The organism is Vibrio sp. 2130-1 (assembly GCF_033339515.1).
In genome coordinates, this window is the sequence record NZ_JAWOUT010000019.1 from 16,023 (window position 1) to 29,774 (window position 13,752).

17 protein-coding genes are annotated in these 13,752 nt (G+C 43.1%); 8 read left to right on the forward strand and 9 right to left on the reverse strand.

The annotated features are described in order from the left end of the window. Positions 1 to 137: 137 nt before the first annotated feature. Positions 138 to 575, reverse strand: coding sequence for an RNase H family protein (locus R7Q09_RS21095; protein WP_140131785.1), 438 nt, complete (start codon positions 573 to 575; stop codon positions 138 to 140). Positions 576 to 803: 228 nt separating this feature from the next. Between R7Q09_RS21095 and radC the strand changes: the two genes are divergently transcribed. From radC to R7Q09_RS21120, 5 genes are all read left to right on the forward strand, one after another. Then, a complete protein-coding gene (radC, locus tag R7Q09_RS21100; RefSeq protein ID WP_140131783.1) occupies positions 804 to 1,280 on the forward strand; it encodes a RadC family protein in 477 nt (158 codons plus the stop codon). Next, positions 1,277 to 1,702 carry a DUF2787 family protein gene (locus R7Q09_RS21105; RefSeq protein ID WP_031855498.1) on the forward strand — a complete coding sequence of 142 codons (426 nt, stop codon included), beginning with the start codon at positions 1,277 to 1,279 and terminating at the stop codon, positions 1,700 to 1,702. The genes radC and R7Q09_RS21105 overlap by 4 nt, the downstream gene beginning before the upstream one ends. Positions 1,703 to 1,728: 26 nt before the next feature. Then, positions 1,729 to 2,160, forward strand: a complete 432-nt coding sequence (locus tag R7Q09_RS21110) for a DUF2787 family protein (protein ID WP_140131781.1) — start codon at positions 1,729 to 1,731, stop codon at positions 2,158 to 2,160. Between the two features lie 206 nt (positions 2,161 to 2,366). Beyond that, positions 2,367 to 2,927, forward strand: a complete 561-nt coding sequence (locus R7Q09_RS21115; protein ID WP_025503359.1) for a tyrosine-type recombinase/integrase — start codon at positions 2,367 to 2,369, stop codon at positions 2,925 to 2,927. Positions 2,928 to 3,027: 100 nt separating this feature from the next. After that, positions 3,028 to 3,528: a lecithin retinol acyltransferase family protein gene (locus R7Q09_RS21120; RefSeq protein WP_140131779.1), complete on the forward strand. Its 501-nt coding sequence runs from the start codon at positions 3,028 to 3,030 to the stop codon at positions 3,526 to 3,528. A 129-nt stretch (positions 3,529 to 3,657) separates the two neighbouring features. Here the strand turns inward: R7Q09_RS21120 and R7Q09_RS21125 are convergent, their stop codons facing one another. Then, the gene (locus R7Q09_RS21125; protein WP_031851691.1) at positions 3,658 to 3,843 is read right to left on the reverse strand and encodes an AlpA family transcriptional regulator; all 186 of its coding nucleotides are present in this window, start codon (positions 3,841 to 3,843) and stop codon (positions 3,658 to 3,660) included. 159 nt (positions 3,844 to 4,002) lie between these two features. Beyond that, positions 4,003 to 4,695 (reverse strand): inovirus Gp2 family protein, encoded by a 693-nt coding sequence (locus R7Q09_RS21130; RefSeq protein ID WP_258666562.1) that lies wholly within the window; start codon positions 4,693 to 4,695, stop codon positions 4,003 to 4,005. 443 nt (positions 4,696 to 5,138) lie between these two features. On the opposite strand from R7Q09_RS21130, the gene R7Q09_RS21135 reads away from it, so the two are divergent. Next, on the forward strand, positions 5,139 to 6,032 hold the full coding sequence (locus R7Q09_RS21135; RefSeq protein ID WP_318071182.1) for a hypothetical protein: 894 nt from the start codon (positions 5,139 to 5,141) through the stop codon (positions 6,030 to 6,032). Between the two features lie 95 nt (positions 6,033 to 6,127). Here the strand turns inward: R7Q09_RS21135 and R7Q09_RS21140 are convergent, their stop codons facing one another. The 3 genes from R7Q09_RS21140 to fabR all read right to left on the reverse strand — a co-directional run bounded on the left by R7Q09_RS21140 (position 6,128) and on the right by fabR (position 8,678). Beyond that, positions 6,128 to 7,387: a tyrosine-type recombinase/integrase gene (locus R7Q09_RS21140; RefSeq protein WP_318071181.1), complete on the reverse strand. Its 1,260-nt coding sequence runs from the start codon at positions 7,385 to 7,387 to the stop codon at positions 6,128 to 6,130. 284 nt (positions 7,388 to 7,671) lie between these two features. Beyond that, positions 7,672 to 8,037 (reverse strand): YijD family membrane protein, encoded by a 366-nt coding sequence (locus tag R7Q09_RS21145; protein WP_005378634.1) that lies wholly within the window; start codon positions 8,035 to 8,037, stop codon positions 7,672 to 7,674. Further along, on the reverse strand, positions 8,037 to 8,678 hold the full coding sequence (gene fabR / locus R7Q09_RS21150; RefSeq protein WP_005378632.1) for an HTH-type transcriptional repressor FabR: 642 nt from the start codon (positions 8,676 to 8,678) through the stop codon (positions 8,037 to 8,039). Before fabR ends, R7Q09_RS21145 begins: the two co-directional genes overlap by 1 nt. 263 nt (positions 8,679 to 8,941) lie before the next feature. Here fabR and sthA point away from each other — a divergent pair, with 263 nt between their 5' ends. Next, on the forward strand, positions 8,942 to 10,372 hold the full coding sequence (gene sthA / locus R7Q09_RS21155; protein ID WP_132937312.1) for a Si-specific NAD(P)(+) transhydrogenase: 1,431 nt from the start codon (positions 8,942 to 8,944) through the stop codon (positions 10,370 to 10,372). A 57-nt stretch (positions 10,373 to 10,429) separates the two neighbouring features. Here sthA and dinF read toward each other — a convergent pair whose 3' ends face one another. Continuing rightward, the gene (dinF, locus tag R7Q09_RS21160) at positions 10,430 to 11,779 is read right to left on the reverse strand and encodes an MATE family efflux transporter DinF (protein WP_053304468.1); all 1,350 of its coding nucleotides are present in this window, start codon (positions 11,777 to 11,779) and stop codon (positions 10,430 to 10,432) included. A 55-nt stretch (positions 11,780 to 11,834) separates the two neighbouring features. After that, the gene (locus R7Q09_RS21165; protein WP_318071180.1) at positions 11,835 to 12,629 is read right to left on the reverse strand and encodes a class I SAM-dependent methyltransferase; all 795 of its coding nucleotides are present in this window, start codon (positions 12,627 to 12,629) and stop codon (positions 11,835 to 11,837) included. On the opposite strand from R7Q09_RS21165, the gene R7Q09_RS21170 reads away from it, so the two are divergent. Then, positions 12,612 to 12,812, forward strand: coding sequence for a hypothetical protein (locus R7Q09_RS21170; RefSeq protein ID WP_318071179.1), 201 nt, complete (start codon positions 12,612 to 12,614; stop codon positions 12,810 to 12,812). The two genes, R7Q09_RS21165 and R7Q09_RS21170, sit on opposite strands and share 18 nt — an antisense overlap. A 6-nt stretch (positions 12,813 to 12,818) precedes the next feature. Here the strand turns inward: R7Q09_RS21170 and lexA are convergent, their stop codons facing one another. After that, positions 12,819 to 13,439: a transcriptional repressor LexA gene (gene lexA, locus R7Q09_RS21175; protein WP_005378682.1), complete on the reverse strand. Its 621-nt coding sequence runs from the start codon at positions 13,437 to 13,439 to the stop codon at positions 12,819 to 12,821. Between the last annotated feature and the right edge of the window lie 313 nt (positions 13,440 to 13,752).

The following is a 13,752-nucleotide window of genomic DNA, read 5'->3' on the forward strand; positions in this document are numbered from 1 at the left end:
ACTCATGACAAAGGCCGCTGCGTTATTTTTTACTTTTCCTATTCGCCTACTCTGAGGCTACAGCTAACAGCACCTGTATAGAGCAGCACATAAAGATGAATCACTTGCTGGTACTGCCAGCAAGTGATTCATTGTCATTACAACAGACGTTTCGTCGCCAGGACAGCGTATCTATAAGCGGCATCTTTTCCTGCGGAACAGGCAGCGACTTTTCTCACCTCAACACGCTTCTCCGCGCTTCTTTCATCCACCAGCCGCCAAAGATCTTCATTAGCTATCGGTTCTTTATTTGCCTTACACCAGTCTCGTCGCTTCCAGCCATCTAACCACTCATTAAAACCCTTGACGCAATAATCGCTGCTTGAATAAATAATATCGCCATCTCTCGCTCGCTTTAATCCAAAAGCAAGCGCTGACAGCTCTAGGTAAGCCTGGTCAGTAACATAGTCAACAGGATCCCAATCTTCATCATCAATACATCCATCAGCATCGAGTGCTATGTACGCAACACCACCAACAAGACGACCTCTTTGTTTTCTCACCATGGCCGCTTCTACATAAATTTCTATACTCATTCTCATACTCTCCAGAGACTAAAAAGCCGATACATTCTTTGATTCGGCTTGGTTGTTAATAACTTGCTTTACAGCGATTTCTACATAACAACGGCAAGTAAGTTATTTTTTACCTGTCTCTGGGCACGCTTGCTTTCTACCCTCCAGTTCCTAACAAGCCTGATTTAAAACACTTTCAGATATATTTCATCAGTACGCATAACCAAACAGAGACCCCAAGGAGCCCTTATGCGTACCCCAAATACTGACCATGACTACCCCTTTGAGACTTCAGAACTCAATGAGCTGCTAGAGCGTGCAGCCGAAGCTCTAGCTACGAAATACAAACGTGAAGGCACGTTTACTAACCCAACCAATGTCAAAGAGTACTTAAAGCTCAAATTAGGAGCACATGACCGAGAAGTGTTTGCTGTGATGTTTCTTGATAACCAACATCAATTGATCAGCTTCGAAGAGTTGTTCTTTGGCACGATTGACGCCGCTTCGATTTATCCCCGTGAAGTATTAAAAACGGCACTAAATCACAACGCTGCCGCCGTGATTTTTGCCCACAACCACCCTTCCGGCATTGCTGAGCCTAGCCAAGCCGACAAACGCATTACTCAGCGACTTATCGACGCTCTAAAGCTCGTGGATATCCGTGTCTTAGACCACATCGTTGTTGGTGAAGACTGTGTCTCATTTGCTGAAAAGGGATTGATATGAGTGAGTTTATTGTTTCCGGGCTTAATGATGAGCTCGTTACTCCAATGCATTGCTTTCTTGATGCCCTGCTATTGGACAGCACCATTCCTAATACAGTTGAACGATTAGCGTTAAACATACGCTCTCAAGAGACTGACCAACGATTTCAGCCCATTGAAATTCAATTAGAACGCACATCCAGTGATTCGCCCTGGCAGCTTCGCTTTATCGCAACCTTTGATGTTGTCGTCACAGGTACGCCACAAAAAGAGTTATCGCTGTATTTCAACTTCGCGGGTTGTTGGTTCTATCACCCTGAAATCAAGCAGTGCAGCTTACAAAGGCCAGAAGTACAAACCTTACTCGCCAGTTGGCTTAAAGCAGTCACTCGATCGCTCATCGCACACTCTGCAATCTCAATCGACATTACCCCCATTCGCTAATCTCCATTTCTCTCAAAGAGGTCACTATGAATCAAGCTGCTAACCTGGCTATGTTCGCATGCAAGCGAGCCAAGCCTTCACTCCAACTCAAAGACTTAATCAAACGCTCTATTCATGATGTTAATTACCGAGGACGGCTGACTATCCGTTTTAAGGACACCAGTTACCACCCGAAAGAAGGCGGGTTTCATCCTGTATCTATCACTATCGATATGAAAGACAGCCATATAGCCATTAGGGAGATAACGGACCGCGTTTATGTGGGTGACGTGACACCGGAACTGGTTCCCGACCTGACTTTTGATTTTGCTAACAACGTCGCTTTCGCTCGCTTTAGCGGCTGGCTGGGCATGCACCTGCAAGAAACAACCGAGCTATATGAAATGTGGGAGTGTAACTTTCTAGCTTATGTGGCAATGGACGCTTACAACCAAATTCAGATTAAGTGTGGTTATTAATCAGAGCCAATCCACTTACTACCCCAGAACACTCCCCTTCCCTTACCAAACATTCAACAAAACCACCCACATAGAGCTAAGCCGATGTCTGCTTCCCATATTGTTAAAACGGGAAGCTTCAATCCCTTATTGCACAAGAGGTTCTCGATATCGTCGGCTCTGTACTTCCCAAAACATCCTTATACAGACAAAAAAGGAAGCAGATTATGGCTGAGGTCCAAGCAATCAAAAACGATGACACCATACGCCTGATTGGTCATTTGCTGAGTATTCGTTGTCATCCACAAATGGCCGATGTATGGAATATCGGATTAAACCTGGCACTGAGGATTTCTGATTTGTTATCGATTCGCTTTGAAGACATTCATGGTGACCGACTTATTATTCGTGAAAGTAAAACTGGCAAACTGGCAAACATTCAGCTCAATACCAAAGCGCAGCAGCATATTGCTAGATTAAGGGAGCAACATCCCGACCACATCTATTTGTTTCAATCCCACCGATGCCAACAGTTGAAAAACAAACCACCGCAGCCAATCACGCGACGTGCTGTGTCCATGGCATTTCAACAAGTAGGCCAAGAGCTAAATATCGCGTTAGGTACTCACTCGATGAGAAAGACACGAGGCTACTTTCTTTACCAATCCACAAAAGATATAGGCCGTGTCATGAAAATGCTTCGTCACACATCTGAAGGCGTCACGCTTCGCTATATCGGTATCACTCAAGATGAAGTCGATAAAGACTTTGTTTCTCTTGAGCTTTAAGCCTAGTCATTTCGTGAGGGGGCGGGACCGCCAATCCCTTATAAACATTAGGCTCAGAGCCTTTTGAGTTTCGCCATTATTACATTTGAGAGCAAATAACATGAACCCATATAACGCGATAGGAAGCTTTCTAGTTGGCAGCTTATCGAAAAGTTTAATCCAAAACTTATTCTGGAATACCAATCACCCAGTCAGAGGTAGCATTGTGTATTGCGATCTCGCATTTGGATATGCTGAACATTCAGGTGTCTACGTGGGAGATGGACGTATCATCCACCGTAATGGCAAAGGTCTTATCGAAGCCGTATCAATTCATCAATTCCTAGCAGATACCACAGCCCTTTCCATTTACGTGAGTTGCAATGCGCAAGGTAGAGCCATGGGTAGTGAGTTTGCTGCTCAAATTGCAGAAGCCATGCTTGGTGTACAAACTGACTATTCCCTGCTAAATGAAAACTGCCATCAGTTCTGTAGCCACTGTCTAAGCGGTGATATCTTCTCTAACACTTTCACATTGACTCAGCTTAAAGGTGACGCTCGTACGCACCTTCAAGCCAGTCAGTGGCGTGTATGGGACTTAAGGCATCGTCATAAAGGATAAGCAAATCATCTTTCTCAGCTAAACAAGTCCGCTTGCTATATTCCATAGCAGACATTGTTTGTCACCGGTCTTCCAGCGCATAAAAAGGCTAGGTCTCCCTAGCCTCATTACATATCAACTCAAAATTACCTAACATTCACTGCGCTCTGCTAAGCGAGCTTCCATCCACTCATTTATCTCAGATTCCACCCATGCCACAGCTCTACCACCAAGAGGTACGCTTTTAGGGAATGAACCCTCAACCATAAAATTGTAAATGCTTGAACGCCCTAGACCTGTCATGTTAATCACTTCTTTTAATCTGATAAATCTCACTGGGAAATCTCCTATGTTCTTCTTCCTCGTAGGATTCCGTGTGATGTGATTATTTAATGGATTCTCTAGCCAACCCCATGATTAAGCTAAAAGCACAAGTACGACGATTGGTACGTGATTCCTAATAGGAGTTTAAGGCTTTCGTCTCGCAGAGCTCATTTATGGTTCTCTCTTGATCCTGCTACATCCAAATGAGCGTACCCCTTCTCCAAAATTCTTCGTCTCTCTTTTGGCCAAATAACACATTCGGAAAAGTAAGGCGTCATAGTTACTCTTTGTGTCATACCTATTTTGTACAACTCTGAATTTATTATTATTAGGGAAATGAACTAAGCCTCTCATACCACAATATGAATACCCTAGAGCGTCAGACCACGCTTCTTGAACCAATACCGCTAAGCTTTTTTGGGGCTCAGGGCTGGTAGAATAGTGCCCTAAAGATCGGAAGTTTTCATTACTCATTAGAATAAACATATGATAGTGATCATTATTGCCACGATCCCTTTCTCTGCACCAGATATTAAAAGCCTTATTTCCTTTCTTAACATGATGAACTCTAGTTTTTTCCTTTTTTTTCTCTTCCAAAGTAAAATCAATCTTCCTCTGAAATATCCTTCTAAACTTTGTTATATATGAAATATCTCTATCCTGCTCAAGATCTTGAGGAAATCGTAGAACAAAACTAAAAGCAATAACCCGATTGTGTTCAGTGGTGACATAATCAAGAAGTTCTTTCGACTTTATCAGGTAAGGCTCGTAGTATTCCCTTTTTGGATTAAGTTTTATATCGTAAAAGAACTCTCCCTGGTAAATTTTCGGTTCCCTTACTCTTACCCTTTTCTCTTTCTTCATTCTTACACCTATTAGATTATCTATCTCATAGGTTAGGTATATTGGTAATAATTTATTAGTTTTGTTAATACTGCTTAAGAATAAAACATATATAACTATATACCGACGGTTTATCAGCGACACTAAACTATATCAGGCTAGAGGCTTCGGTGCTTTATTAAGCCATAAGCTGCTCGGATACTCTGTCTAATTGTTTCCACATATAGTACAAGACAGTGTCACCTTTGAACCTCGCTAGACTCAATAAAAAGCAGCGCATATCCATACATAGTACCACCCACTAACAGACTTCCCCTTTTAAAAAGAAGACTTACCACAAGAAACAACTTCAATAAACCATTGTAAAAACAACTTTAAATCACGATAATAACCAATTAAAAACACATAGAAAACTCAATAATAACTCTGTGTAATTTTAACATTTATATAACAAGGAGTGAGTGATGGATAGCAAGTTATCAGTTGAACCACCCAAGGCCCAAAGTGACAGGGAAGCAAATTCATACATCTCTTTACTACTTAAAAAGAGAAAGTTACACCGATATCAAGCTAAAAACTTTATCGATTTAGATATAGAAAAAAAGAACTCCCTCGTAAGAAAAGCATTCAAAGGATTAGAAAAAAACGATGCGAAATTTTTGAAGGATGAATTAATCAAAGAATATAATGAAAATGACTTGCTAGAAAAAATAAGATGTAACTTTGACCAAAAAGATAGTAGAAAAATAAATTGGCTATGGGGATTTATTATCTATAACTGTAGATATATAGAAAAGGAATTCCTTGACGATGCTAAAAGTGAAACAAGTGTATTTGAAACATTAGCTGTAGATAAAGAAACAAAATATAATCAGGTAATTAATTACATAGATAAATTAAACATCACCCCTCATAACTCAGTTAATTTTTACAACGACTTAATAAAAGAGTGGAACTTTATAAGTAAAGACAACTCACTCAATAAGTTCTTAGAAAGAGATCAAGATAGATTAAATGAAAAGTCTACAGAATTAGTGAGGTTCATAAGTAAAAACCATAGATTATATCCTGAAATTAGAGTATTCAAAAATATTGAAAATACTCATCCTTATGACACTTGCTTAGCAGTGTACGACCTTATTAATGATGAGATAATTAAAGAAAACCTATTATTAAAATTTAGTAAGACATGGAGTCAGTATAAATACAGAACCAAAAATAGTGGTAAAAAGCAATACACTTTTATTCTTCCACCTGACGCCAAAAAGAAACTAGATAGAATAGTTGATCTTTCTGATAAAAACATAGGCGACACTCTAACTGATATCATTGAGAAAGCCTACCGAGAGCTTAGTTAGATATATCCGTTTTACAACTAAATCAAAGCAGTAGAGATGCAGTTCCTCGAATCATTAGAAAGAGGCTGCATCTTCCTTACAAGTTGGACTAAAACTCAAGCCGATTTCGTCGGTGATAAAGGAACAATATTCTCAACTGTCAAAGTCTGAAGCTTGTCGCCCCACGCCTGTAAAACGGCTAGTTGCTCATCAAGATAATCATGGTGATTATAAACTCGAAGCATACCCGGTAACTGGTGACCGACTGTCTTTTCAATCGCCACGATATCTAACCCCATTTCACTACAACGGCTGATAAAGGTACGACGCAAATCGTGGGGTGAAAAACGCTCTAGATCGGCTGGTAAGTTACGTTTGATCAATGCCCGTACTGCCGCAGGCTCTTGAGCTTTATCTACAGTGAGCTGAGGCCAAACCAACTTCCATTTACTTGGAACATTTTCACGTTGCTCTTGCAACAACTCAATAAGATAATCACTGAGCGGTACTTTGCGACTGTCCGGACTTTTAGTATGTCGCTCTGCTGAACTGGCTGGTAGAGTCCAGACCTTGTTTTCTAAATCTAACTCACCCCAGCACATTTCTAGGACAGCACTGATACGTTGACCGCATCCCAACAAGAAACGTATTAAACGCACGTTAGAAGGAGCTGTACGCCACTCTCCTAAGCTAATTAGCAATATCTTCAACTCAGAAAAGCTAAGGTTTCGTTTTGTTACTTTAGATCCCCCTCCAACATCCTTTGCTTTAAGTTGTGGGGCCGGATGAAAATCAAGCATATTGAGGGCTAAGGCATGGTTAATCACTTGATTGATGATTTTATGGCAAGCACCGATAGCACCAGCCATACGCTTACCGTCTTTATCAACCTTCGCATCAAAAACCTTATTGAGATCATATATGCTTAAATCCGCCAATTTAACATTACCGATAATTGGCTTTATATCTCGATTGTAAATGGTTCTCGACTGAACGCCTCGTAATTGCTTAGAAAGACGCTTCTCATCAAAACTTTCAAATGCATCGTGAAAGGTCTTTGCCTCATCTTGTGCACGTTTTTCTTTATCAAGTTCAACTTTTGGATTCTTATTGTTCTCCAACCAACTCCGATAACGACCAGCTTCCACTCTTGCCTGCTCTAATGTCATACCCCGCTCAGGTTTTGACTGAACATATCGCCCCATAGAGATTTTTTCGTGTTTCTTTCCAATCTGAAACCGAAATGTCCATGTCATTGTACCGGTAGGACGAACGCGTATATTTAGCCCTTCAATTTTTTTATCTGGGATTAAGTACTCTTTATCTTGTGGCTTCAGAGCTTGTAGCGTGGCATTGCTGTTTATTCGTTTTGTCATTATAAGCAACTCTCTAAAATTCTGGGTACGGCTCGGGGTACGGCAATGATGAGGTTTTTATTGTACCCATAAAGACTTTAATGGACAATGAATCTAAACAAACCAACATAAGCCATTGATTTATATAACAACAACAAACATTAGTGGACGTTAATGGAATTATGTCACCATATACCCACCACATGGAAGCGGGCGTGCTATTGGAACGCAAAGCGTAACCCACTGCGTCAAATACAAAAAAAGCGAGCTCAATGGCTCGCTTTTTTGTATTTGATTCGTTTTGCTTATTCCGCAGAAGTCTTCTTGCTGACAAAACCTAACTTCTTACCAATCCATGCGAGTAAGATCATTGAAACCATGATCGCAAAGAAGTTTGAGCCTGCTTCTGGGTATTGCGCCTTAATAAACGCAGAGTGGCCAAACGCACCTACGAAGAAACACGCCAAGCCAACTAATGGGATATCTTCTGATACCGGATTATTTAGGTACTCTTGGTAAAGAGCTTGTACAGCCAGTACGAGTGCAATCAATGGGAAGATTGAAAAAGACACTTCACTCATGGTCAACCATGACAACAAAGCATCACCACACATACCTGCAACCAGTGCCAAAATCAGCGTTTTCTTTTCAGATTTATTTCCATTCGACATTATTCTATCCCGCCTTTTAATCGGTTACGTTCACGTTCTTTGCGATACCAATAGGCCCCTTTGGCTATCATTCGCAATTGCATGATCAATCGCTCGGCGAGTTCATCGCGCTCACGTCGATCTAAATCTAAAGCTTCAGCCCCCGAACTGAAAACCAAAGTCACAGACGCTTCTGCTTGAGTATACGCCTCTTCTCTGGTCACGCCGGTGCTCATTAAATACTCGGTTAATTCTGCCGCAAAATGCTGGATTTCTCGAGCAACAGCGGTACGAAATTCAGCAGAAGTGCCGGAGCGCTCACGCAACAACAAACGAAAAACGTTCGGACTACTTTCAATGAATTCCATAAAGGTTTCGACCGAGGTACGAATTACGCTACCTTCTTTCACAATACGTTGACGCGCCTGACGCATCAGTTGGCGTAGTAGCAAACCGCCTTCATCAACCATGGTTAAGCCTAGCTCATCCATATCTTTGAAGTGACGATAAAAAGAAGTCGGTGCAATCCCTGCCTCTCGGGCGACTTCTCGCAAGCTAAGGCTGGAAAAGCTGCGATCCGCACTTAACTGACTAAATGCCGCATCGATCAATGATCGACGTGTCTTCTCTTTTTGCTGTGCGCGGATTCCCATCGATTTCATTCTTAACTTGCTCTTTTTCTATAGGGTACAAGAGCCTCAATATAACGCAATTTGCTCCTACGGAGAAAGATATGTTGCTTCGCTCGCTCTGAGCGCGGAGAACGTTACTATTGGCATGCATCTAATTGCAATGTTCTCGATGCAATTTATAGACATACAACATACCAAATCACCCTTTTGGTCGATTCTGCGTGATCACTTCCACTCTCTAACAGGCATTACGTGTACCAATAGAGTAAATGAGTTAAAATCGCGCTAAAGCAATGTTAAGCAAATATAACAAGGAAGGCATCATGGCGCATGTTAATCACTATGACGTGATCGTAATCGGTAGTGGCCCTGGCGGAGAAGGGGCTGCAATGGGATTAACCAAAGCGGGACTGAATGTTGCCATTGTCGAGAAAGAAAGCAGTGTCGGCGGCGGTTGTACTCACTGGGGAACTATTCCATCTAAAGCACTGCGTCATGCCGTTAGCCGCATCATCGAATTTAATAGCAACCCGCTATTTTGTCGAAACAACACTAGCGTTCATGCAACATTTTCTGACATTTTAGGTCATGCTAAATCGGTCATTGATAAGCAAACTCGACTTCGTCAGGGCTTTTATGACCGTAACTCATGCACACTTTTGTTCGGAACCGCGCGATTTATCGATAACTACTCAATTGCAGTGATGCAAAGCGACGGTACAGAAGAAATCTATTCAGCGGATAAGTTTGTCATCGCGACGGGTTCTCGCCCGTATCAGCCTGACGACGTAGATTTCTTGCATGAGCGCATCTACGACAGTGATTCCATTTTGAGCCTGAAACACGACCCTCGCCATATCATCATTTACGGTGCGGGCGTTATCGGTTGTGAATACGCTTCTATCTTCCGCGGCCTTGGAGTGAAAACCGACCTTATCAATACCCGCGACCGCTTGTTGGAGTTTTTGGATAACGAAGTGTCAGATGCGCTGTCTTACCACTTCTGGAACAGTGGTGTGGTAATTCGTAATGATGAGACCTATGAAAAAATCGAAGGCACGGAAGATGGCGTGATTATTCACCTACAATCTGGCAAGAAGATGAAGGCAGACTGCTTGTTGTATGCGAATGGTCGAACAGGTAACACCGATAAGTTGAATTTGGGTGCAGTGGGTCTGGAAGCGGACTCTCGCGGACAACTAAAAGTAAACCGTAACTACCAAACCGATATCGAACACATTTACGCTGTAGGCGATGTCATCGGTTACCCTAGCCTTGCAAGCGCCGCTTATGACCAAGGGCGATTTGTCGCACAAGCCATTACGAAAGGTCAGGCAGAAAACTACCTGATTGATGATATTCCAACGGGTATCTACACCATCCCAGAGATTAGCTCTGTGGGTAAAACCGAGCAAGAGCTAACAGCTGCGAAAGTACCGTATGAAGTAGGACGCTCTTCGTTCAAGCATCTAGCTCGTGCACAGATCGCAGGAAAAGACATCGGTAGCTTGAAGATATTGTTCCATCGTGAAACCAAAGAAATTTTAGGGATTCACTGTTTTGGCGAACGTGCCGCGGAAATTATCCACATCGGTCAAGCCATTATGGAGCAAAAAGGCTCAGCGAATACCATCGAGTATTTCGTCAATACCACCTTCAACTATCCAACAATGGCCGAAGCGTATCGTGTCGCTGCGTTGAATGGTTTGAACCGCTTGTTCTAATCGATGCTTCTTGATAGCAGACAGAAAAACAGCAGGCTTGGACCTGCTGTTTTTATATCAACATTGTGTTAGGAAGGTATCCTTGTGCCATTGGTAGAGAAAGATAACCCCTAAACCAATACCCCGCATCAACATAAAGCTCGTCATTGCAAACCACAGCGCGTGATTTTCCCACTCGGCAAACAAGTAAAAGACAACGAAGAAACTGCTGGTCGCGACAAACATACTATTGCGCATGTCTTTGCCTTTGGTTGCACCGACAAAAATGCCATCCAATAGAAAGCACCACATCGACGCAAGTGGCATCACCACCAGCCAAGGTAGATACACCGCTGCTTGCTGTTGTACCGCCTCAATTGAAGTGATCATGGCGATCAACTGCGATCCCGCCAAACCAAAGAGCGCGGTCAGTCCTAAACAAATAACCAAACTCCAAAAGAAAGTGCCGACAAGCGATTCACTCAATTGTTGCCTATCTTTGGCACCAATCGCCTTCCCGACCATGGCCTCCATTGCGTAAGCAAAGCCATCCATGCCATACGAGATAATCATCAGGAAGCTCATCAGAACCGCATTTGCAGCGACAACCTCATCACCAAAGCTCGCACCTTGGAACGTCATAAAGCTAAAAGCCGCTTGCAGACACAAAGAGCGCAAGAAAATATCGCGATTCAATTTCACGAAGCGCCCTAAACCGTGTTGAGTGCTGGCTAGCAACTTTTGAGGTGATGGTAATTGTCTCTCTCGCCAGGTTTTCCAGACACACATGAGACCAAAACCCATGCCTGAGTAGTCAGCAATCACTGATGCCAGCGCAGCGCCTTCTACTTTCCACCCCAAACCAATCACAAACAACAAATCGAGGGCAATATTAGTCACGTTGGTGATGATCACCATCCACATTGGTGCTTTGGAATTTTGCGTTCCGAGCAGCCACCCCAACAACACAAAGTTCATTAGCGCTGCGGGGGCACTCCACACACGGATAGAGAAATATTGCATGCCGTAGTGTTTTACCTCTGCGCTGGCGTCACTCCAGCCAAAGATCAAATCAGCAATCGGGTTATGGGCAATAAGGAAGACTAACGCAAACAGCAGCGCCATAAGTGAGCCTTGCATAAACACCAAGGCAAGTTGCTTTCGGTCTTCACCGCCATAGGACTGCGCCGCCAACCCAGTAGTCGACATACGCAAAAAACCAAGCAGCCAAAACGTCACGCTGATCATGGTGCTGCCCAACGCAACACCACCCAAATACCAAGCGTGGTCTAGATGACCAATCACCGCAGCATCGACCAAACCGAGCAATGGAACAGTAATATTCGACAGCACCATAGGTATCGCTAAAGCTAAGACTTGGCGATGAACTTTTGGGTTAGATAAAGGAGAGAAGATTGAATTTGTCACAGGCACCTCATCAGTAAGATCGACGAGTGTACCTGAGCGCTTAACGACTAGCCAATTACCACTTGATGTGAACGAGGACTGGCGTGAGGCGATGCTTCAACATTGGAATCTTATTAAGCCAACGCTGCCAAGCTTTCCAACGAGAACAGAATCTATCGAATGGCGAGAAAGCTTTCACCCACTGTGCCCATGGTAACCATTGCAATATCTGTGCTGCAGGCGCTTCAAAGCCATGAGCATAACGATCAGAGCCAAGCTTTTGCCCCCACTTGGTTTCCGTTAAATCTCCTGCCAGCACCATACATAGTTCAGCAGAAACAAAATGTCGACCCAAGGTTTGAATAAATTTCGCGACTTGACGCTCTGTGCAATCGAGCAGTGCCATTTCACATAAAATGAGCACCGGTGCTTGCTCTGGAATGGCTAACGTCTCTAGCCACGACATTTTATCCACACTGCCACAGCGATGTTCATAGCGTTCATTTTTGTGGAACAAGCGCTGACGCCATACCAAATTTTCCGTCACATCCAGCTCTATCCAATGGCAGCGTCCATTATCCAAGCGATAAAAGCGGGTATCCAGCCCCGCTCCGACATTGATTATCCAAGCATCGGGATACTGCTGTAAGAAGTGACTAACCTGCTGGTCACAAAGCTGAGTCAGCGTCACGTGCAGCAATTGCTTCTGCGCAATATCACCACTCAAACAATCCGGCGCCATCTTACAGCTCAAACACGCTTTAGCAGCTATCGGATCGTACACCAAGCCATTGTCGACCATGCTTTCACGGCTACGCAATAACAGTGGCTTTAATAAATGGTTAGGAACTTGATGTTTAGACTGAGACATGGGCATTTCCTGCGCCAGAGAGAAAACATAGACATTGAAATAGATGATAATGAATATCAATTACATTATCAAGCTTATAAATTGGTCAAAACAAACAAGGTCAAGATGATGATCAAGCTTTTGGAGGAAGTAGAAAAAGAGAAAAGAAGAGAAAAGACAGCCCAGATCAACTGGGCTGCTTAAACACACTTACATCCAATCGGTATTGCGAATAATACCAACGGCTAAGCCTTCAATCGTAAGGTGCTGAGACGTTAAGTCCACTTGAATTGGGGCAAACTCTTCATTCTCAGCATGCAGTAATATGGTTGAACCTTTGCGCTCCAAACGCTTCACAGTCACATCATCATCAACACGCGCAACGACAACTTGACCGTCTCTCACGTCTTGGGTTTTATGCACCGCGAGCAAATCGCCATCCATAATCCCGATGTCTTTCATACTCTCGCCATTTACACGAAGTAAGAAATCCGCTTGCGGTTTGAACATCGCAGGATCGACTTGGTAGTGCGCCTCTACGTGCTCTTGAGCCAAGATTGGCTCACCCGCTGCGACTTGACCAATCAAAGGCAAACCCTGCTCATCATTGGCTGCGTCTTCAAGCAGGATACGAATCCCACGAGAAGCGCCTGGAATAATTTCAATTGCTTGCTTACGAGCAAGCGCTTTTAGGTGTTCCTCTGCGGCATTCGCAGAGCGGAAGCCAAGCTCACGCGCAATCTCTGCACGAGTTGGTGGCATTCCGGTGTCATCGATTTTACTTTTAATCAAATCGAAGACTTGTTGTTGGCGTGGCGTTAACGGCTTCATGTCTCACCTGTCTTTTTATACAGTTAACTGTGAGTATATCCAGTAAATGCTCAAATGAAAACCCAATTGGTTGTTTTTTAATTTATTTGTGGGGAGCTTTCAGCTTACCGATTAAGTTCATTCTTTATTCGTTTAAAACACCGACTTTTCAGTTAATCAAGTCAAAGCAATAACTTAGGGGTTCGACTAATTTACAGCCAATAAAATTAAAAGGTTTGACCAGTTTCTGGTATCCTTGCAGCGCTTAAATTTTATCGCCTAGGCTTATTTCTATTGCCGTACTCATCTCTTTTTATAGAGAAGACATGCAAAG

What these genes read in the sequence shown, in the direction of transcription:
- R7Q09_RS21095 (WP_140131785.1), bottom strand. Translation starts at nt 575, where the DNA reads ATGAGTATAGAAATTTATGTAGAAGCGGCCATGGTGAGAAAACAAAGA.
- radC (WP_140131783.1), top strand. Translation starts at nt 804, where the DNA reads ATGCGTACCCCAAATACTGACCATGACTACCCCTTTGAGACTTCAGAA.
- R7Q09_RS21105 (WP_031855498.1), top strand. Translation starts at nt 1,277, where the DNA reads ATGAGTGAGTTTATTGTTTCCGGGCTTAATGATGAGCTCGTTACTCCA.
- R7Q09_RS21110 (WP_140131781.1), top strand. Translation starts at nt 1,729, where the DNA reads ATGAATCAAGCTGCTAACCTGGCTATGTTCGCATGCAAGCGAGCCAAG.
- R7Q09_RS21115 (WP_025503359.1), top strand. Translation starts at nt 2,367, where the DNA reads ATGGCTGAGGTCCAAGCAATCAAAAACGATGACACCATACGCCTGATT.
- R7Q09_RS21120 (WP_140131779.1), top strand. Translation starts at nt 3,028, where the DNA reads ATGAACCCATATAACGCGATAGGAAGCTTTCTAGTTGGCAGCTTATCG.
- R7Q09_RS21130 (WP_258666562.1), bottom strand. Translation starts at nt 4,695, where the DNA reads ATGAAGAAAGAGAAAAGGGTAAGAGTAAGGGAACCGAAAATTTACCAG.
- R7Q09_RS21135 (WP_318071182.1), top strand. Translation starts at nt 5,139, where the DNA reads ATGGATAGCAAGTTATCAGTTGAACCACCCAAGGCCCAAAGTGACAGG.
- R7Q09_RS21140 (WP_318071181.1), bottom strand. Translation starts at nt 7,387, where the DNA reads ATGACAAAACGAATAAACAGCAATGCCACGCTACAAGCTCTGAAGCCA.
- R7Q09_RS21145 (WP_005378634.1), bottom strand. Translation starts at nt 8,037, where the DNA reads ATGTCGAATGGAAATAAATCTGAAAAGAAAACGCTGATTTTGGCACTG.
- fabR (WP_005378632.1), bottom strand. Translation starts at nt 8,678, where the DNA reads ATGAAATCGATGGGAATCCGCGCACAGCAAAAAGAGAAGACACGTCGA.
- sthA (WP_132937312.1), top strand. Translation starts at nt 8,942, where the DNA reads ATGTTAAGCAAATATAACAAGGAAGGCATCATGGCGCATGTTAATCAC.
- R7Q09_RS21170 (WP_318071179.1), top strand. Translation starts at nt 12,612, where the DNA reads ATGTTTAGACTGAGACATGGGCATTTCCTGCGCCAGAGAGAAAACATA.
- R7Q09_RS21165 (WP_318071180.1), bottom strand. Translation starts at nt 12,629, where the DNA reads ATGTCTCAGTCTAAACATCAAGTTCCTAACCATTTATTAAAGCCACTG.
- lexA (WP_005378682.1), bottom strand. Translation starts at nt 13,439, where the DNA reads ATGAAGCCGTTAACGCCACGCCAACAACAAGTCTTCGATTTGATTAAA.